This is a genomic window from Acinetobacter sp. ESBL14 (genome assembly GCF_036668815.1).
Lineage (GTDB): Bacteria > Pseudomonadota > Gammaproteobacteria > Pseudomonadales > Moraxellaceae > Acinetobacter > Acinetobacter gyllenbergii.
On the sequence record NZ_JAZEVS010000002.1, the window covers coordinates 317,012 to 334,985 of the forward strand.

The following is a 17,974-nucleotide window of genomic DNA, read 5'->3' on the forward strand; positions in this document are numbered from 1 at the left end:
AGTCCAACATGGGTGGACATCAAGGGCATGACCATAGTCATGCAGCGGTCACTGAAGGTAATATCAAAAAACTCACCATTGCGCTGATACTGACTTCAACTTTCTTAGTGGTCGAAGTGGTTGCGGGTTTAATCACCCAGAGTTTAGCGTTACTGTCTGATGCAGCACATATGTTTACCGATGCTGCTGCATTGGCGATTGCTTTAGTGGCGATTAAAATTGCCAAACGTCCAGCAGATAACAAACGGACTTTTGGTTATCAGCGTTTTGAAATTCTTGCCGCCTTATTTAATGCCTCGATGCTGTTTTTTGTAGCAATGTACATTCTGTACGAAGCCTACCAACGTTTCACTCAGCCACCTGAAATTCAGAGTGTTGGCATGCTGATTGTGGCGAGCTTGGGTCTGATTATTAATCTCATTTCCATGAAGCTGTTAATGTCCAGTGCTGCTGAAAGCCTGAATATGAAAGGTGCATACTTAGAAGTGTTGAGTGATGCACTCGGTTCAGTGGCCGTCATCGTGGGCGCTGTGGTGATCTATTTCACCAATTGGTATTGGGTTGATACTATTCTTGCGGTTGCGATTGGTTTCTGGGTATTGCCGAGAACATGGATTCTGCTCAAGCAAAGTATCAATATCTTGCTGGAAGGTGTTCCAGAAGAGGTCGACATTGAAAAGCTGCGCAATGATTTACTCGGATTGGATGGCGTTGAGAGTATCCATCAGTTGAAGGTTTGGGCGATTACCTCGAAGAATATTCATTTGACTGTGCATCTGTTTGCACCGAAGGTTGATCGTAATCAATTGCACCGTGCTGCGATTGAAATGTTATCGCATGAGCATGGTATTGCTGAGGTGACCTTGCAAATTGAAGATGATGAAGAAATGAATTGCCAGCATACCCATCAACATGATGAGAAAGCTGAACAAGATCCTTCACATCAGCATTAAGCTGATGTGAAGATTTGTTTTGGAATAATAATTAATTCTGCCATTCATTGTTGCAGTCACGGCATTTCCAATGTTTTTGTGCCTGCATAAAGGCTTGCATTGAAATTTTAAAATCAGGTAGATCACGCCAGAACAGAACCCCTGCAATCACACAGATCGCAAACACCACAACGGTTGCGATTTGCAGACCTTGACCCGCACCATTACCAAAAATCCACATTGCAACACTAATCAAGACCAAAATTAATAAAATAAAAATGGCAGGAACCAGAAGCACTAAACTTTTAGGTACATTCGGACGAGGGCTGTTAGCACCCTGACTGGCAGGCATAATTTTCACGCTTTGACATTTAGGGCAGCGGTATTGCATAGAGGATTCCTATTCTGTTTTGTCCATTTTAGCGAAAATTATGCAAAAGCAAAAATCTTGAGCCTTTCAAATACATAAATTTACTTATTTTATTGTTTATCCTGTCCCCAAGCCGACGTTTAGATTTGCCTAAAAACCTTGCGACAGCTCGTCTAAAGCCATTCGCAAAAGTCAGGACAGTCTGTTAAGTTGCAACATGAGTGGGTTGAATAATGCGAAAGGAAACGCATGTTAAACACCAAGATTCTAAAATTGCGATTATCCCGCATTCAGAAGGGCAAAGAGCATTTATCCAGCCAAGATAAGTTAATGTTGGTGACGATGCAAAGTCCTGATCTCAGTGCGCATTTTCTGCTGCGTTTATTTAAGGTGACCTTACCCAAGCAATGGCAATTCAGACATGAGAATGATGAAGACATTCTTTATGCCAGCCAATTAATTCAGTTAATTGAAGATGAGCTGCTGAGCGTCTACGAGTCGCATGCGCGCAAGTATGCATGGTATGAGCAGTGTTTGGTCTATCGATTGAATTTCATTGTGAAACAGCCAAATCAGCAGCATATCAATGGTTATCTACGTCAGTTGGATCGCTGTCTCGATCAACAACCGAAAATTGATCTTTTGCATTATTTCCAACAACATTATCCAAGTGCGCAACATGCGATTGCACTGGCCAAAGCCTACGCAGGGGCTGCACAATATAGCCAAGCAATTGAATACTATGAATGGGCGGCACAACAATCACCGCAACGCAATGAAACTGCTTTTTATGCTTATATTGATTGTCTGTTAAGTCGCAATCAGCCTGAATATCTGTCGCAGCTGAGTGATGTTGAATATGCGTTGCATCTGTTGCTCCATCATCTGAAACCGATTGACCAGAACAACCAGGCCCAACGATTACAGCATGCGGTCAGTTTGTTGTTACCCGAGTCGATACTGCGGACACGAGCTTCAAATACCAATTTATTGGCAGATATGGGACGTGGTCTAAATTCGCTGGGGAAATCCTTAAATGGCATTTTTGGCGCTAAGCCATCGCATATTCCTTATAGTCGGGACGTGATTGCAACTGCACCACAGCTTTTAACAGCACAGCGTGTACTCACAAGTTTAGTTCAACAGAACACGATGCAAGCCGCATGGCAGCGTTTTCTGGAACAGGGTACGAGCAGTACAGAGCAAGTTGATCTACCGCTGACTTGTTTATGGCAAGCCATCCAACAGAATGCAGAGATTTTGTGCTTATTACAGCAACCTGTTCAGTATGAAGTGTTACTTACTCAACTGACTCCAATTGAATCGAAGTCAAACTATGATTTTGATCTGAGCTATATTCAGATCATCTTGCAACAAGGCTTGATGGCATATTTAGGTGATATCCGTTTGAATAAACAGCATCCTGAACGGAATGCACTCTATGAGCAACGTGATGTGGTTGTTCAGAATATGATTGCTTTTGCCGTCTGGTTCAATCAAGAGGTTTTAGCTGCATATTTGCAACAACAAAGCCAGCAGTTTGAGCAAGTGCGGAATGGATTAAGATTATTGGATGTATCGGCCTTAAGCAGTGGATTATTTGCCTTGCAGTTTGAAATGCAAAAACGCGTGCAGGATCTCGCTGATTGGATGGCGCTAAAACTGGTGAAAGGCAGTGAGTTTGAGCAGATGCAAGCCGCATGGGTGGCATTACGTGAACTCCCTAATTTTGGTATTGGACAAGAGAAAGTACAGCAGCTTGAATCAGCATTGGCACACTATAAAGCGCTGCGTTTGAGTCAGATGCAGACGCTGAGTGCTGAAGATCGATCAATACCTAGTGAAGCTGATGAGCCATAGAATTGTATGTAAAAGTGATGTTGCTCTGAAGTAGTAAATAATTTGAAGCGATGCAACAAAAAGACGCAAATCGCAGTGCAGAGCATGCTAATCTACAGAAAAACATCTAATAAGTTCAGAAAGCAGATTGATGCTCATAAGAAATGAGCTGGTAAGAAAGGGAAGAGGGAGAGCATCTTGAATCGACAAGATGATAAAAAGGCGATGTTCGATATTATGCCAGCGGATGCGGAAGTCTCTGCTGAGAAACCATCATTATCACGTCGACTGATTAATAAAACATTGCAGCATGCACAGGATGCGGTGGAATTTGCCAGCGATACTTCACGTAATATTGCGGGGGTGGCAGATGCAGCACTAGATGCCTTGGATCATGTCACGCATCACACCAAACGCGGTGTCGAAGGGGTGCGCAATACTGTACGTGATATGGTCTCGGAGACCAGTGAAGCGGCACGTCAGGTTGCTTTAGCCATGGCCAGAGCTTCTTTGGGAAAAAGCAGTCTGACCCTATATTTACCTGAGATCTTGCTGAATAATCAGATTCGCAAACGCATGGATCGTAGCGAAATTGACGATATTAAAATTGAGTGTGGTAATGACCGCTTCCATATCGAACTGGATGGGCACTATCGGCGTTTTCTGTATCGTCTTTCACTCGAATTTAATGTCTTAGAGTGTCGTATTGGACAGGAAAAGTATTTACGTTTGCGCCAAGTTGATGAACATCTTGATCTACAAATTCGCCATGGCGGCACTTTAACTAATTGGGCGGCACGTCGTGTTGGGAATGTGAGCTTCGAGTTAATTAATTCTTTACCGATTCCATTCTTAATCAATCATCTGATTCGTGATGTGCCTGGTATTCAAAAAGAAGGGCATCGCTTATGGTATATCGACTTGGAAGAAGCGGGCTTTATTGATTTCATTAATAACCGTTCGTGGATGGTAGATAAGTTATTAAACCTGACCGATTTTAGTATTTTACCAGGTTTAAATATCTTGCAAGAAAGCCGTGAATTGGTACAACAACTGGTTGATCAATTCGAGATCCGTGGCCTACGAGTACAGTCTGGACGACTAGAAGTTCAGGTCGGGATTGGAACTGAATAGGCAATAAAAAAGCCACTGTCAATGCAGTGGCTTTTTCAGAATTTGGCGTCCCTACGGGGATTCGAACCCCGGTTACCGCCGTGAAAGGGGATGGCACCATATTAAAAATATAATTGTTAAGATTTGTAATCTTGCGTCAATTGTGGCAAAACATTTAAGCATTCATGCAAATTCTCAGGTGCCAAATGCGCATAACGTTGTGTAATCCTCGTATCGGAATGTCCCAAAAGTTGAGAAACATGATAAAGCGGAATGCCTTGTTTAATTAGAAAGCTCGCAAATGTATGTCTTAGATCATGTATACGTACATGTCCAATCTCTGCTCGATCCACTGCACATTTCCAACCTCTTCGGAAACTCTTAACATGGTGATTGGTATTTTCATTATAAAATACGTACTTCTTATGCTTTTTCAGTCGGAGTAGGGCATAAATAGAAGCATCATTTAATGGTTTGTAGACTGTTTTTTTATTCTTGGATAATGAGTTTCGAACAATAAAATATTTTTCATTAATAAAGACATTATCCCAAGTCAACGATAATAATTCTCCAGAACGGCAGCCTGTATTTAAAAGGAGAAGTACATAGTCATGTAATCTATGATTATTATATTTTTTAGTACTTTGTAAAATCTGTACACATTCATTTGCATTTAAAAATCGAGGTATGAAATCTTGTTCAAATAATTTGAATCTATTGAATGGATTTTTAAAATTAGCATTATGCTTATGTTTTAAATAATAGTTTAGAGCTGATCTTATAACATGTAGCTCTCTATTAATCGTTGAATTTTTAACTCCATCAAGTTGTCTGTACGTACAGTAATCATGAACAATATCAATTGTTATTTCATCAAATTGATAAAACCATTCTAAATTTTTAAACTTTTCGAGATATTCATGTTTTGATTGGAACAAACCATTTCTCAAATAAAAAATCATAATTTCTTGAATATTCATAGTAAATTTTAAAAAAGTCGGACTAAATGAATAGCGTGTTATCGCTATTCATTAGTAGGTTGATGGTTGGATTCTTAAGTAAAGATTATGGTGTTGGTAGATTTTGAGCTCTAGCTTTTATTAAAATAAGCTCTAAATTATCTTTTAAATTTTCAAAATTTTTTCTAAGTAAAACATCTTCACTCTGTAGACATTCATGAATTAGGTTAAGATAATCAATTGCATCAATCAAATCTAAGCATAAATTGTTGGAATAAGAGTTCTCTATTTTTATTTCTATTAAAATTTTTTCTTTAACAAATGAGGAGAAATCTGGTAAAGATTCTACAAATTTTAATAAATTAGCTTCTTGGGTTTTATTAAAACTAATACTTTTTATTTTTCTAGTGCTTCTTTCATATTTTAATCTTGAAATATTTGAACGAATATTGGTCGATTCAACTGCATCTTCAACCAAGCTGTAAATGTGATAATCTGATTGATCATAATCTACTAGTTGCACTTCATTTTTTTCGCTGTCATATAGCCGTATTTCATTAAAATCAATATTTTGCTTTCTAATTAAGAAATCTACATTAATGAACATATGAGAATCTGATTGTATATGTGCATAGCCATAAAAAGAATTATTAAGTTCGTCATGATAAGTTATTTCACAGTGAGTTAAATTCCAGTTTTTCTCAGATAAGAATAAATCATATTTCAATTTTTTCATGTTGAATGCCCATTTGGATGAATTTAAATTATCGTAATACCACTCTAAATTATTGACAATATTGTTGTTTGTTGGAGTGTTATGTAGATATTTGCAATACTTTTATTTGATTTTATATTTTAAATTTCTTCAATAATAACGAGTTGTAAATTATATTATTTATGTTTTTTTATAATATATACCACAAATGAAAAATTCAGTATTGTAACAAAATAATTCAGTTTTTAAAGGATCACCACAGGTGATCCTTTTTGTAATTTACTTACATGTAAAATCAAAAACTGGGGTAATAGTACCCGTAACAGATTCTTTTTTGTAAGGAGATGGATACTTTGTTTCATTGTTGATTAATGGTTCGCCTTTGACATGCCTATAAATTTTAAAGCGGGTTGTAGAGAATTCTTTAGTCTCACAATAAAAGATGTAGTCATTTTCTATATAAATATCATCGGGATATTTTTTAAAAATCTCACGAGTCTTTACTGATTTAATTAATGGCTTCCAAGATATTATACTTATATCTTCGCTATCAATATAATTAAGTGTTAAATTGCTTGCACCTGTGACTTTGGGAAGTTCTTTCCACTTTGCTAGATTATAAGCATAGGGTGGTGGAACAAACCCATCAGAGCATTTAATATTGTTGGTAGTGATTAAATCTTGATATTTAGAATAAGCAGATTCAAGTTGAGAGAAATTAGAACCATTTTTAAATTCATAGTTGTTACTTTGAATTTTATATTCTGGAAATTTATTTATATATGATGATGTCGATTCATAAAAATCACGAATATAACAAGAATGATCATAAATTTCTTGCCTTGTTAAGTTTCTTTTTTCTTTTTCAAATTGATCCATTTTTTTCTGATAATCATCAAAAGTACTTAATTTAAATTCAATACTTTTTCTATACTGTTCCAAGCTAATAGGTTGTTCAGCAGATGAAAATCCAGATGTCATCAACAATACAACAGGTATAAAATTATTTAATTTCATGATCATTTACTTTTTCTTCTGAATTCTCAAATTTAGTAGCCTCTTTAAATAAGATTCTAGCTAGTTCTGATGCTTTCTTTGCATCTGCTCTCAACTCACTTATTTCTTGTTCTGTTAGAAAGTGATCATCTTTCATGAAAGCTCCAAAAGTTGCCGATCGGCAAATTTATATATTAGGGGTAGAAATAGTATCTTTTCGATATTCTATCTGAGTTTGTTGACTATAATCTAAATTGTTTTCTGATGGGTCATAAGGCATCTGGCGTGGTAACTTAGAAAAAGACATCAAACTATTTTTTCTTGATAAATTTCTACATGATTCAACTGTTATATCTATTCTATCGCCGAACGAATTTTTGGCAATACAATCATCAGAAGACTCCACGACTATAGCAACTCTGTTGTGTTCAACTATTTGTGGATCAGAAATAGGCTGAATTGAATCTGACGGTTTTTTTAAATCCAACGTATCAACATTTTGTTTATTTTCATAAGTAGAAGAGGGCTTATCACTCTTGAAAGGCGATAATGATGATTTAGTAACACCTGAACATGAATATAGAGATAAACAGCAGGCACCAAGAATAAATAAACCCCAGAGAATCAAACCTTTAGGGTGTCTTGGTTTGTGGGTATCAATCGTGGTTGATTTATAGAGTTTAAAAATTCGCTGTTGGGGCTTGAAATCAAATTTGGCTTCAAAATTCAGCTTATTAACTAATGTATTGGGATATTGTCTACAAGATCCAAAACGATATATCTTTGGTGTACGTCCGTATGGACGTGTAATGTGGAAATGACAGCCAATAAGTTCTTTAATTGTTGGGTGTAATAAGCTTGGGGCTTGAGTAATAAAATAGAAGTCAAAACCACGATGTCGATGTGTCGTCAATTCCATAACGATTTCATCTTTAACTTTGGTATTTGAATATGGTTCTACAAGCTGTACCTCATCAATAACGATAATTGAACCATCAGGGCAGTCCCGCCAGTCATAGACATTGGCTCTAACATAATCAATTTTTAAAGCCTTAATATTACTGTAAATCGTTCGAACAGGCTGAAATGCTTTAAACCCTTGCTCACCTTCCCGATCTTCAATCCTTTCTATAATCTCATTGTATCGAATAGAACGAAGAAAATAGTAATCAGGGCGTAAGTCATCAAAGTCTTGATTCAAAAAATCAAAATAATTATCAGGTAAAAATTCAATTTCATTTTTTAATTCATGACCTGAACCGACTTCAATTTCATAGTAAGAAAAATCATCGCTATATTTTTTAAAGAGCTTTTCATTATGTTGAAAGATTAACTGATTTTTTTGCAAGTTGATTTTATTATGGCGTTCAATGTTATCAAGCTGTGTCACAACGTAGGCGGTTTTGCTTGCACCTGGAACACCAGTCACTAGATTTAATGCCATAGTTCAATAATTCCTTTGGTGCAGCAATCGTCCTCCTCGTCGAAGCTCCTCGTCGTCCTCATACTGCACCTACATTTTTCTTAGAGTTAGTTTTGATGAGTTTTGAACGTATTTGGTGACAATTGCTCCTAAGATGATGGAAAAGGCATAGTCAAAGCCTGCTAATCCAGCAAGATTAAGGACAGTCACAGGAATACCACCCAATGAGCTTTTAAACGTAGTAACCGCTGTATTAAGAACAATCAACAATGCTGCACTTGTGCCTAGAGTAATACCTGCACCAGTAAGCACATTTTTTAAAAAGCCTTTTTGCAAAGATGAAAATAATGTCGCTAGGCTACTCATTGGTTCGTACTCCAGCGATGATAAGTACTGCCACAAATGAGGAAACAGCTATGGATATTGGTTTAAATATGTCATTTAGCATTGAACAAAAAGGGGTGAAGTCTTGTATACCAAAAGACTGTGTTTGCCCACCGTAGGTAAAATCGTACGTCAGTGGTGTAGGGCATTGACCGTTAAATTTAATATTAGTATCAATATCAACAGGAGGGACAGCCCCTATATCTAACTCTGTATTATTTTCAGGTACATCTTTGAAGTAGTTTTCAGCTGAATTTACTTTTGTTTTAACGTAATCAAAAAACTCACATGCAGATGAAGCCCATTCACAAAATAAAGAGTATTCAACAGGATTAACAGATGTATTGTTATTTGGATCAGCAACCACATCTGTAATATTTTCACCTGTTTTTGAGTCGATCCATTCACCTGTTTTAGGATTATAAATAATATCTGGTGCTGGATAGTTGGGAACAAGCACACCTCCAACCGTAGTCGAAATAGGAACGTTTGAAGGAGGATTGGCAATAATTGGAATTTCAGAGCAATTCGTTGCAAAGCAGGTATTTACAATGTTTTGTGCTTGATCCTGAGAATTGTCAAGAATCACATCTTGTGCAATTTCAGTGGATGTAACTTGAGAGCCTGAAGTAGGAATAGATGATGGTTTATCGTTTGGTTTTATAATTAAAACAGTACTTGAAATAACATCTTCAGTTTTGGGGTTGCCTTGAGTATCGAGACCACACCAAGCTCCATCTATTTTACAATTCACTTGAACAAGTAGTGTTAGAGAACCACCGTTAGTAGGCATGGCAAGTAAGTTTTCTAAAGCATTAGCGCCTTCTTGAAAACCAACGATACTAAATGATGTATGAGCCGAAGCATCAAATATTTCTTGTTTTGCAAAATCATTAACAGAGTAATACTTTTTAGTGCCATTTTGAGTTTTGAAGAATGTACCATCAGTAAATTTAGCACTATAAATATTAGTTGCAGTTTGGCAGTTGTTATTGGTATCACAGGTATATTTTGTAGCAAGAGTATCAAATAACTCTTTTAATTTACCTGTTGCAGTTATACCTGCAACGTACATAGAGGCTACTGCATGTTTTAAATTTTCAATAGAAGCATCAAAGGTACCCGCTTTATATTCAGTAATTAACTTATCTCCCGAATAAACAACTGCTGTACTTATAACTAAGCCATAAACATTACGTTTTACAAGATTTGATGAGGCAATCGAACGTACAAATTTCCAGCCTTGATCAATCTTGTGGCGAGAATTGTAGGTATAAGACGCAGATGCTGATGCGAATGCTGGAGATATTGCAACTACCAAAGATAAAAAACAAATATATGAGCGTTTAAGAATTCTTCTTAAAAATTTCTTATTACAATCCATGATGCCACCAAAACAATAACAATTGGTATCCAGTTAACAACGCTTGCTTCTTCCATCACGTCACCTTTAAATAATTGAGATACCGCAACTGCTTGAAAGTTGCGGTAATTGTTTAGTTTTAGATTAAGCTGAGTTTGCACCACGCTTTAAGTAACGCCAGCCTGCAAACACGCCAAGAACTACTAATGCAGCACCGAACAACGCTTGTACAATTGCTTTTGCCCCTTCAATCTCATCTGTTAGACCTTGTGCATCAATAGAACTTGCTGCATTGGCATGAAATGCTAAAGCTGAACCAGTAGCAATGATTAGTGCCTGCTTAATATGCGTAGCAAGCGTTGGTTGATGTGCTACTTGTAAAGCACCACGTTTTTTGATGACTGTTAATTTTTCCATGGTATTATTCCCGTTGGTTAGAATTGTTTTACAGCTTTTGCAATCACTGCATAGGCAATGAAAACAGCAGCTATACCGATTAATGAGCTACCAATCATTACCATTTCACTTTTCGTAATCGCTAGCGATTCGAAAAGGTCAAGGTAAGTAAAGGTTGCCCATTCCACGCATGTTTGCAGACCCGATTCATTTGGCTGTGATAAAGTCTTGCAAACGTGCATTTCTTAAATTCCATCATTAATTGGCTTGAGATAAGTTTCTATCCGAACCAAATTCAAAGGTTTAAATGGAGTTTTTTTATAAACACGAGTAAGTTTTGAAAACTTATAACCGTAGTAAATTTTCATCACTTAAATTTCCCCGTATGTTTTTCTAGCATCTAAATTTTTGTCGTAATCATCTTTCGTGTAATAGTGTGGACCTATTCGATAAAGACGTTTGATGCCTTGACCTGTACAAAAATCAATAAACTTTGGTTTCTTTTTAACTTTAGAAACCAAAAACATTGAAAATAAAAAACCACCGAAGAAACCAAGAGTTAGATATACATAACTTATAGTGTTAGATAGCTCTAAAGCTAATTCACATTGAGTCATTATTAAGATCATCCATCACATTGTATTTCATGCTGTTTTAGTACCTCTTCATAGAAGAAGTAAGCACCACATTTGTCACAGCAATAAACTAAAAAACTCACTTTTGAATCAGTGGTGTAACGTCATGAATAATTGTTGTTTGACGAGTTCCAGTGGTCACAATTTCCATTGAAAGTTTTGCCTTTAATGGAAAATCAAGATCAATAATCTTTTTAATGTTGTCCGCAGAACCCCATTTGTACTCAACAGTAGCAGCCCCTACACCTGACTGATCTGCTAGGTCTGTCATAACAAATAACTTAGTAAAGTTATGCTGTACACCATCAATTGTGTTGTTGTAGGCTTTTGCACCCGTGATTAAACTTTCAGTTGTGAATTTCATATTATTTTTCCTTAAATAGCCTAAGTTAGAGCCGTGTCCTACGCTGGCAATGGCGTAGGGGGCATGGATTGTGAATAATCGAGATAAAGTGGTTTTAACCGAGTTGGGTAATCAAATTTTTCTTCAGTGAGGATGTCGAGTAAAAAGCTGTCATCTTCATAGAATGAGCGGAATGCAGATAGATATTTTCCGAACTGATGACGAGTAATTGATATAGCTTTTTCCCAAGTGATTTCAGCAGCTTTTTTAATCATTTCAAATTTGACTGGTGCTGTTTCATGGTCAAATGCATGAAAGCATGGATAAGCTGCTAGAAAATGCTGAGTGGGATGTAATAGGGCATCCAATGGAATATGAAAGTCATGGGCTTTGTATTCGACTTCAACACGTGTCCAGTCAGATTCTTTATCACCGAGTTGCTTACCTTTTTCATAAATACGGCAAAACTTGGAAGAGGTACGTTTACCAATGTATATCGTGGTTCCAGAGCCATCAGGTGACCAGTAATCACCGATAATATTAAATGCAGGTGGACGTCCACCTGACTTATAGCCACCTAAATCTTTTTGTTCATAACCCCATTGGATTGAAGCGACTTTTGACTCTAGGTCATCGAAAGCAAAATCTATACGTGTGATCTTTGGACGATGAGCAAAAAGATTTAGCCATGCATGTAAGTCTTGTTCCCAGCCATATTTACCAAGTGTGCAACCGACACCAGTAATAGTGATCATGATGGTATCGTTTTGACCACCGATGCAGATTGTTCCACAACCATTTTCAAGCTTGTAAGCTTCATTGTAGTAGTTGATGCCGTTTTTCATTTTGCATTCAATACCAAAACCGAAAATGTCTTGTATGACTTCACCACAGGCATATACATAATCTGAATTTGTCACTAAACAGTTATCTATTGCTAAATGGCGGTAGCCTTGAAGCTTTTCACGTTTCATTGAATCAAACGTACTTTTATGAATAGTAAAATTAAGCCAATCAATGACAGCTAATTCATTATTTGCAGGCCTACGAAATAAAATTGGTTTTTCACCATCATCAGTTAACACCATTTTGGTATCAAGTAATGGGTAATCACGGTATCCTGTTTTGATGGCTTCTTTGACTAATGCCATCTCATGGTCAAATTTTGCAATGAGTACAGCTTTTTCTCTGTCATCATCAATAGCTACCATTTGTTCTAATTTTGCTTTTCGTAGATTGGTTAATGCTTGTTGAGCCAGCTCCAACTTTTCCCCCGTATTACTAAGGGGGCTAACACCAGCCTCTGCAAATAACTTCCCCCACAATGGGAATGTGGAGAAAGTGCCATTTGTATGCAGTGAATTAGTAGCCATAGGTCGAATCTCCTAATTCACGTAATGCTTCGATTGATTCTCGATTGTGTTTTTCTAGATCATCACATAATGCTGATACAACAGCAGATTCAATTCCCTGATGGCGGAGTATGTCCTCAACATAGAAGAGGACAGATACAACAGAAGAACAAGGATTTCCACCTTGAAGCATTTCAACGCCTTTGCCGTGAATATGTCGTGATATGTTTTCGTAACACTTAATTTCTTGTTCAGTCATGTACTGTCCCTTATTCTTTTTGTTTAACTTCGCAAAAATGCGAAGATAATGGCAAAAAAAATCTTTACAATTATGCGAAGTGAATATACTTCGCATAAATGCGAAAAATCAAGAGGTGTAAAATGCTGAACGAGCTTATAGAGAAGTGTAAAGAACGCTTTGGAAGTTATGAGAAGCTAGCTTGGGAGTTAGAACTAACACCATCAGTAATTTCTGACTGGAGAGCAAAAAGAAGAAAACCCAACACAGTTCAAGTCATGCAAATGGCTGAATATGCTGGGTTTGATCAGTACCAAACACTCTGCTTAGTCATGGAAGAAATCGACAAGAATAACGCAGAGCTTTGGAGAAAATGGCGTCCCTACGGGGATTCGAACCCCGGTTACCGCCGTGAAAGGGCGATGTCCTAGGCCTCTAGACGATAGGGACATATTTGAGGAAATTTACCTGAGCGTCGTATGTAAAACATATTGATCGCTAGGCCTAAATTCTCGGCAAAGATTTTGTCTTTGCTTTTCCTCGAATTTAGTGGCGTCCCTACGGGGATTCGAACCCCGGTTACCGCCGTGAAAGGGCGATGTCCTAGGCCTCTAGACGATAGGGACGTTTCAGAGGTGGGCGTATATTAGGGTGAATTAGATAGGGTGTCAAACACTTTTCTCAATAAAATCTAAAAAAAGCGGATAAGTGTCTAAAAATAAAACATGTTGCGGAATAAATAATCAAAAATAAGCAGTTAAGCAAAAAATACCGAGAAAATGTGGGTTTTAACAGACATAAAAAAATGCAGTCTAAGCTGCATTTTTTTGCGTATTGCTTATTTACGATGACGATAAAAAACGTAATGGCTTAAATAGCAAGCTGCGATAAATAATAAGCAGCCAATAAAGCCCGCTTGCATTTCAGGGTCTGCTGCCATACTTAAACCTGTAATAAAACAGAAGATAAAGCCTAAGATCGGTACAATCGGATAAAGGGGAGCAGCAAATTTTAAATCTTTTGCTGTATGACCCGCTTTATACCATTGGCGTCTGAAGTTAAATTGACTCCAGCAAATACTCATCCACACGATGACCATGGTAAATGCCGCAACGCCCAATAAGTTCTTAAAAATCGTCTCAGGCGCAAAATGCTCTGATAACAGACCTGGAATCGCGCCAAACATGGTCACGACCAATGCAATAATCGGTGTACCACTTTTTGATAAGCGTGAGAAAACACTTGGGAGCTGGCGTTGATCTGACAAAGACCACATCATGCGTGATGCCGCATAGAGACCTGAATTGGCAGCAGAAAGGAGTGCGGTAATAATCACGAAACGGATAATATCATCGGCATAAGGAATACCAATGTAGTTAAATACCGTGACGAAAGGACTGCTACTTACCCCTTCTCCCCCTAAGCCAGCGACTTGGAATGGCAATAGGGCGCTGATCACAATAATGGTCCCCACAAAGAAAATCAATAAACGCCAGATTGCGGCATTGATGGCCTTTGGCACATTTTCAGCTGGATCTTTGGTTTCACCTGCAGCCACACCAATTAACTCTGTACCTGAAAAGGCGAAGTTAACAATCAGCATGGTGGTAAAGATGGGGATTAGCCCTTGCGGGAACCAGCCGTGTGCGGTCAAGTTATGGAATAACGGTGCTGACTCATAACCATTGAATGAAATCAAACCGAAAATTGCCAACAAACCTAAAATGATAAAGGCAATCACGGTCACGACTTTAACCAGTGCCAGCCAGAATTCGGATTCGGCAAACATTCGGGTTGAAGTGAGGTTGAGTCCTAAAATGGTGACTGCAAAGATAATGGTCCAAATCCACATCGAAATATGTGGAAACCATTCCTGCATCAGCAAGGCAGCGGCAGTAAATTCTGTGCCGAGGGTTGCGGTCCACGTGAGCCAGTAGACCCAAGAAATCATATAACCTGTGCCTGGACCAATATATTTTTGAGCGTATGCACCAAAAGATCCAGCAACAGGCATGTGTACAGCAAGCTCACCTAAGCAGAGCATGACCATATAGGCAATTAAACCACCTAACACATAGGCGATAATTGCGCCCACAGGGCCAGTTTGAGCGATAACTTCACCAGAACCTAAAAATAAACCTGTACCGATTGCACCGCCTAAAGAAAGCATAACTAAATGGCGAGTGCTCATGGCACGTTTTAATGTTTTTGATTCTGAATGCGTATTCGAGTTGGAAGATTGCATACGACAATTTGTCCAAGCATAGAGAAGCGGCTATTTTATGGAAAATTCGAAAATGTGCAATCTGATTGAGAAAGATTGTGAGAAAAATATAATTATTAGATAAGAATATGGCGTCCCTACGGGGATTCGAACCCCGGTTACCGCCGTGAAAGGGCGATGTCCTAGGCCTCTAGACGATAGGGACAGATGAGGCAACACACAAATGACTAAAAGTCTAACTTCATCTCGGTCACGTGTTGTGATTTCGAGAATCTGGTGGAGCCAAGCAGGATCGAACTGCTGACCTCTACAATGCCATTGTAGCGCTCTACCAACTGAGCTATGACCCCAGAATGTGTGAGCGCAATATTAGGGGGAATGCGCTCACACGTCAATCACTAAACTGGATTAAGTCTCACTATTTGCATCATTTTTCGGCAATTTTAGTGATTCATTTAGCTTTTCCCAAACTTTCAGCTCTTTCTTGCTTGGTCCACCCACAAGTTCTAGGGCATGACGTAAACGTGCAAAAGTCAAATCAGGGCCGAGAGAGACCATCGCTTGCATCACAGGCGTTGAACTGGTCGAACCTGCAATCGCAATAAAGAAGGCTGGCATGAAATCACGTAATTTGATTTCCATTTGATTAGCCAAGTCGATCAAGGTTTGGCTAACTGTGTCATTATTCCAACTAAACTGACTTTCTAAACGCCAAATCGCAAATTGCAAGCTTTGACGCACTTGCTCTTCGGTCAATTTTTTGCTTTCAAACTGTTCTTTGCTGATTTGTGGCATATGGTTGAAGTAAAAACCTGCCCAATTGACGGCTTCAGAGAGTAAGTTGATACGAGGCTGAATCGCAGCCGCAATATCTTCAAGCGTTTGACGATCACTTTTCCATGTCAATAAACGGTCTAAAAGCTGTCCTGGTGTCAATCCTTTGATCCACTGACCATTGAGCCAGTTGAGTTTTTCAACATCAAAAATTGGTCCGCCTAGTGAAACACGTTGCACATCAAAGTTTTCAATCATGTCTTCTAGGGTGAACACTTCACGCTCATCTGGCATTGACCAGCCCATACGACCGAGATAGTTCAACAAGGCTTCTGGTAGAACACCGATATCGCGGTAGTAATTGATTGAGGTCGGGTTCTTACGTTTAGACAGTTTCGATTTGTCTGGGTTACGCAATAGTGGCATGTGACACAGCGTTGGCATGTCCCAACCGAAATATTGATACAGTAATTGATGCTTCGGTGCAGAGGGTAACCACTCCTCACCACGCAAGACATGGGTGATTTCCATTAAGTGGTCATCGACCACATTGGCAAGGTGATAGGTCGGTAAACCATCCGTTTTGAGCAGCACTTGCATATCCACTTGTGCCCAAGGGATTTCCACTTCACCACGCAGTAGGTCATTGATTTTGCAAATCCCTTCTTCAGGCACTTTCATACGAATCACATGCGGTTCAGCAGCAGCAAGACGGCGTTGTACTTCTTCTTGTGAGAGTTTTAATCCACGACCGTCGTATTTCGGTGTTTCACCACGCGCTTGTTGTTCAGCACGCATTTGGTCCAGTTCTTCTGCGGTTGCAAAACAATAGAAAGCATGACCTTTTTCAACTAATTCCAAAGCGTACTGTTTATAAATTCCCATACGTTCAGATTGGCGATAAGGGGCATGTGGACCACCCACATCTGGACCTTCTGACCAATTCAAACCCAACCAGCGTAAAGAATCTAAAATCATTTTTTCAGATTCAGGTGTTGAGCGAAGTTGATCCGTATCTTCAATACGTAAAATAAACTCACCGCCGTGCTGCTTGGCAAAACATAGATTAAATAACGCAATATAAGCTGTGCCTACGTGTGGAAAACCAGTAGGAGACGGCGCAATACGGGTACGAACTTTCATAAATGATCGGAGCTTAAATTTAAATTGAAATGATTATAACGAAAAAGCCTAGTCACGGCATGACTAGGCTTGATTTAAATATGTGAAGGGGCACATATTTAAAATTTAAGAGGTATGCGGTTGGAATATAGTTTGAACGAAACGGGAAAAACGTTCATGCTGACTTGCAAAGAAGGTTTGTGTCGGTGTGGTACGAATCGTATTCAGCATTTTTAATTCATCATCTGTCGATGGCAACATGCTGGTATTGCGTTTTTGCTGATCAAGCGCTTTTACGATCAGGCTCGAAGAAGATTTATCAATGGTTTTTATGTTATTCGTTTCTTTAATTGCCGCTGCATGTCCCATTTGAACAGACGCTGCTAGAAATATGCTTAGGCTCAGTGCTTTTTTCAATTTTAATGCTCGCATTGCTCACATCCCCTTCATGATTTTGAGTCTACAAGACTAACCAAACAACTATAGTATTGCTTTAATAATACGATTTAAACATAAATCTTAATAAAAAAGTATAACTACGTCACACTTTTTACAAAAATATTAAAATTTGACACATGCTGCCATGTATTTATAGCAAAACGACTACTTTGTATACAAGTGGAATTTAGCAAGCAAATGTGTAGAAAAAGTGGAGAATGATAATTTTTCTCATTTTGACATAAAAATAACTGCTTGAGTATTTTTTTTAATGCAGGAAATACAGGCTGTGGCTATATCTTAAAAACAGAATAGTAATAAATTAATTGATATAACTATATGATTGTAAATTATTTTT

20 protein-coding genes and 4 tRNA genes are annotated in these 17,974 nt (G+C 38.2%); 3 read left to right on the forward strand and 21 right to left on the reverse strand.

Annotated features, from left to right (window positions below; all coding sequences use genetic code 11):
• Nucleotides 1-8 precede the first annotated feature (8 nt).
• Nucleotides 9-953, forward strand: a complete 945-nt coding sequence (locus V6E90_RS09610) for a cation diffusion facilitator family transporter (protein WP_016542707.1) — start codon at nt 9-11, stop codon at nt 951-953.
• 31 nt (nt 954-984) lie between these two features.
• Here the strand turns inward: V6E90_RS09610 and V6E90_RS09615 are convergent, their stop codons facing one another.
• Nucleotides 985-1,323, reverse strand: a complete 339-nt coding sequence (locus V6E90_RS09615) for a hypothetical protein (protein ID WP_005317624.1) — start codon at nt 1,321-1,323, stop codon at nt 985-987.
• A 228-nt stretch (nt 1,324-1,551) separates the two neighbouring features.
• On the opposite strand from V6E90_RS09615, the gene V6E90_RS09620 reads away from it, so the two are divergent.
• On the forward strand, nt 1,552-3,162 hold the full coding sequence (locus V6E90_RS09620) for a hypothetical protein (RefSeq protein ID WP_332605218.1): 1,611 nt from the start codon (nt 1,552-1,554) through the stop codon (nt 3,160-3,162).
• A gap of 177 nt (nt 3,163-3,339) precedes the next feature.
• Nucleotides 3,340-4,275 (forward strand): hypothetical protein, encoded by a 936-nt coding sequence (locus V6E90_RS09625; protein WP_442881255.1) that lies wholly within the window; start codon nt 3,340-3,342, stop codon nt 4,273-4,275.
• Nucleotides 4,276-4,391: 116 nt separating this feature from the next.
• Here the strand turns inward: V6E90_RS09625 and V6E90_RS09630 are convergent, their stop codons facing one another.
• The 20 genes from V6E90_RS09630 to V6E90_RS09725 form a co-directional block, all read right to left on the reverse strand.
• A complete protein-coding gene (locus V6E90_RS09630; RefSeq protein WP_288399231.1) occupies nt 4,392-5,234 on the reverse strand; it encodes a tyrosine-type recombinase/integrase in 843 nt (280 codons plus the stop codon).
• 85 nt (nt 5,235-5,319) lie between these two features.
• A complete protein-coding gene (locus tag V6E90_RS09635; protein ID WP_332605219.1) occupies nt 5,320-5,949 on the reverse strand; it encodes a hypothetical protein in 630 nt (209 codons plus the stop codon).
• A 258-nt stretch (nt 5,950-6,207) separates the two neighbouring features.
• The gene (locus tag V6E90_RS09640; protein ID WP_332605220.1) at nt 6,208-6,945 is read right to left on the reverse strand and encodes a hypothetical protein; all 738 of its coding nucleotides are present in this window, start codon (nt 6,943-6,945) and stop codon (nt 6,208-6,210) included.
• Nucleotides 6,932-7,081, reverse strand: coding sequence for a hypothetical protein (locus tag V6E90_RS09645; RefSeq protein ID WP_332605221.1), 150 nt, complete (start codon nt 7,079-7,081; stop codon nt 6,932-6,934). The genes V6E90_RS09640 and V6E90_RS09645 overlap by 14 nt, the downstream gene beginning before the upstream one ends.
• Before the next feature lie 30 nt (nt 7,082-7,111).
• On the reverse strand, nt 7,112-8,368 hold the full coding sequence (locus V6E90_RS09650) for a zonular occludens toxin domain-containing protein (protein ID WP_332605222.1): 1,257 nt from the start codon (nt 8,366-8,368) through the stop codon (nt 7,112-7,114).
• Nucleotides 8,369-8,437: 69 nt separating this feature from the next.
• Nucleotides 8,438-8,713 carry a DUF2523 family protein gene (locus V6E90_RS09655; protein ID WP_332605223.1) on the reverse strand — a complete coding sequence of 92 codons (276 nt, stop codon included), beginning with the start codon at nt 8,711-8,713 and terminating at the stop codon, nt 8,438-8,440.
• Nucleotides 8,706-10,115, reverse strand: coding sequence for a virulence factor TspB C-terminal domain-related protein (locus V6E90_RS09660; protein ID WP_332605224.1), 1,410 nt, complete (start codon nt 10,113-10,115; stop codon nt 8,706-8,708). Before V6E90_RS09660 ends, V6E90_RS09655 begins: the two co-directional genes overlap by 8 nt.
• Nucleotides 10,116-10,238: 123 nt before the next feature.
• Nucleotides 10,239-10,511 (reverse strand): major capsid protein, encoded by a 273-nt coding sequence (locus V6E90_RS09665; protein ID WP_332605225.1) that lies wholly within the window; start codon nt 10,509-10,511, stop codon nt 10,239-10,241.
• A gap of 17 nt (nt 10,512-10,528) precedes the next feature.
• Nucleotides 10,529-10,678 carry a hypothetical protein gene (locus V6E90_RS09670; protein WP_332605226.1) on the reverse strand — a complete coding sequence of 50 codons (150 nt, stop codon included), beginning with the start codon at nt 10,676-10,678 and terminating at the stop codon, nt 10,529-10,531.
• A 183-nt stretch (nt 10,679-10,861) separates the two neighbouring features.
• Nucleotides 10,862-11,107 carry a hypothetical protein gene (locus tag V6E90_RS09675; RefSeq protein ID WP_332605227.1) on the reverse strand — a complete coding sequence of 82 codons (246 nt, stop codon included), beginning with the start codon at nt 11,105-11,107 and terminating at the stop codon, nt 10,862-10,864.
• Between the two features lie 97 nt (nt 11,108-11,204).
• Nucleotides 11,205-11,489, reverse strand: coding sequence for a hypothetical protein (locus V6E90_RS09680; protein WP_332605228.1), 285 nt, complete (start codon nt 11,487-11,489; stop codon nt 11,205-11,207).
• Between the two features lie 38 nt (nt 11,490-11,527).
• On the reverse strand, nt 11,528-12,841 hold the full coding sequence (locus V6E90_RS09685) for a replication initiation factor domain-containing protein (protein WP_332605229.1): 1,314 nt from the start codon (nt 12,839-12,841) through the stop codon (nt 11,528-11,530).
• Entirely contained in the window at nt 12,831-13,079 is a 249-nt protein-coding gene (locus V6E90_RS09690; protein WP_004909666.1) for a hypothetical protein, read from the reverse strand. The genes V6E90_RS09685 and V6E90_RS09690 overlap by 11 nt, the downstream gene beginning before the upstream one ends.
• Nucleotides 13,080-13,432: 353 nt before the next feature.
• Nucleotides 13,433-13,508 (reverse strand) — tRNA-Glu (locus V6E90_RS09695).
• Nucleotides 13,509-13,608: 100 nt separating this feature from the next.
• A tRNA-Glu gene (locus tag V6E90_RS09700) sits at nt 13,609-13,684 on the reverse strand.
• Nucleotides 13,685-13,896: 212 nt separating this feature from the next.
• Entirely contained in the window at nt 13,897-15,303 is a 1,407-nt protein-coding gene (locus tag V6E90_RS09705) for an amino acid permease (RefSeq protein WP_016542710.1), read from the reverse strand.
• Between the two features lie 108 nt (nt 15,304-15,411).
• Nucleotides 15,412-15,487, reverse strand: a tRNA-Glu gene (locus V6E90_RS09710).
• Between the two features lie 69 nt (nt 15,488-15,556).
• Nucleotides 15,557-15,632 (reverse strand) — tRNA-Ala (locus V6E90_RS09715).
• Between the two features lie 58 nt (nt 15,633-15,690).
• Nucleotides 15,691-17,199 (reverse strand): glutamate--tRNA ligase, encoded by a 1,509-nt coding sequence (gene gltX, locus V6E90_RS09720; protein WP_332605230.1) that lies wholly within the window; start codon nt 17,197-17,199, stop codon nt 15,691-15,693.
• A gap of 105 nt (nt 17,200-17,304) precedes the next feature.
• Nucleotides 17,305-17,610, reverse strand: coding sequence for a hypothetical protein (locus V6E90_RS09725; RefSeq protein WP_016660116.1), 306 nt, complete (start codon nt 17,608-17,610; stop codon nt 17,305-17,307).
• Nucleotides 17,611-17,974: the final 364 nt, after the last annotated feature.

Bases quoted from the DNA above. Each gene is read 5' to 3' on its own strand.
- V6E90_RS09635 (WP_332605219.1), bottom strand. From the start codon at position 5,949: ATGAAAAAATTGAAATATGATTTATTCTTATCTGAGAAAAACTGGAAT.
- V6E90_RS09645 (WP_332605221.1), bottom strand. From the start codon at position 7,081: ATGAAAGATGATCACTTTCTAACAGAACAAGAAATAAGTGAGTTGAGA.
- V6E90_RS09615 (WP_005317624.1), bottom strand. From the start codon at position 1,323: ATGCAATACCGCTGCCCTAAATGTCAAAGCGTGAAAATTATGCCTGCC.
- V6E90_RS09680 (WP_332605228.1), bottom strand. From the start codon at position 11,489: ATGAAATTCACAACTGAAAGTTTAATCACGGGTGCAAAAGCCTACAAC.
- V6E90_RS09705 (WP_016542710.1), bottom strand. From the start codon at position 15,303: ATGCAATCTTCCAACTCGAATACGCATTCAGAATCAAAAACATTAAAA.
- V6E90_RS09665 (WP_332605225.1), bottom strand. From the start codon at position 10,511: ATGGAAAAATTAACAGTCATCAAAAAACGTGGTGCTTTACAAGTAGCA.
- V6E90_RS09640 (WP_332605220.1), bottom strand. From the start codon at position 6,945: ATGAAATTAAATAATTTTATACCTGTTGTATTGTTGATGACATCTGGA.
- V6E90_RS09675 (WP_332605227.1), bottom strand. From the start codon at position 11,107: ATGACTCAATGTGAATTAGCTTTAGAGCTATCTAACACTATAAGTTAT.
- V6E90_RS09655 (WP_332605223.1), bottom strand. From the start codon at position 8,713: ATGAGTAGCCTAGCGACATTATTTTCATCTTTGCAAAAAGGCTTTTTA.
- V6E90_RS09620 (WP_332605218.1), top strand. From the start codon at position 1,552: ATGTTAAACACCAAGATTCTAAAATTGCGATTATCCCGCATTCAGAAG.
- V6E90_RS09660 (WP_332605224.1), bottom strand. From the start codon at position 10,115: ATGGATTGTAATAAGAAATTTTTAAGAAGAATTCTTAAACGCTCATAT.
- V6E90_RS09685 (WP_332605229.1), bottom strand. From the start codon at position 12,841: ATGGCTACTAATTCACTGCATACAAATGGCACTTTCTCCACATTCCCA.
- V6E90_RS09650 (WP_332605222.1), bottom strand. From the start codon at position 8,368: ATGGCATTAAATCTAGTGACTGGTGTTCCAGGTGCAAGCAAAACCGCC.
- V6E90_RS09725 (WP_016660116.1), bottom strand. From the start codon at position 17,610: ATGCGAGCATTAAAATTGAAAAAAGCACTGAGCCTAAGCATATTTCTA.
- V6E90_RS09630 (WP_288399231.1), bottom strand. From the start codon at position 5,234: ATGAATATTCAAGAAATTATGATTTTTTATTTGAGAAATGGTTTGTTC.
- V6E90_RS09690 (WP_004909666.1), bottom strand. From the start codon at position 13,079: ATGACTGAACAAGAAATTAAGTGTTACGAAAACATATCACGACATATT.
- V6E90_RS09610 (WP_016542707.1), top strand. From the start codon at position 9: ATGGGTGGACATCAAGGGCATGACCATAGTCATGCAGCGGTCACTGAA.
- gltX (WP_332605230.1), bottom strand. From the start codon at position 17,199: ATGAAAGTTCGTACCCGTATTGCGCCGTCTCCTACTGGTTTTCCACAC.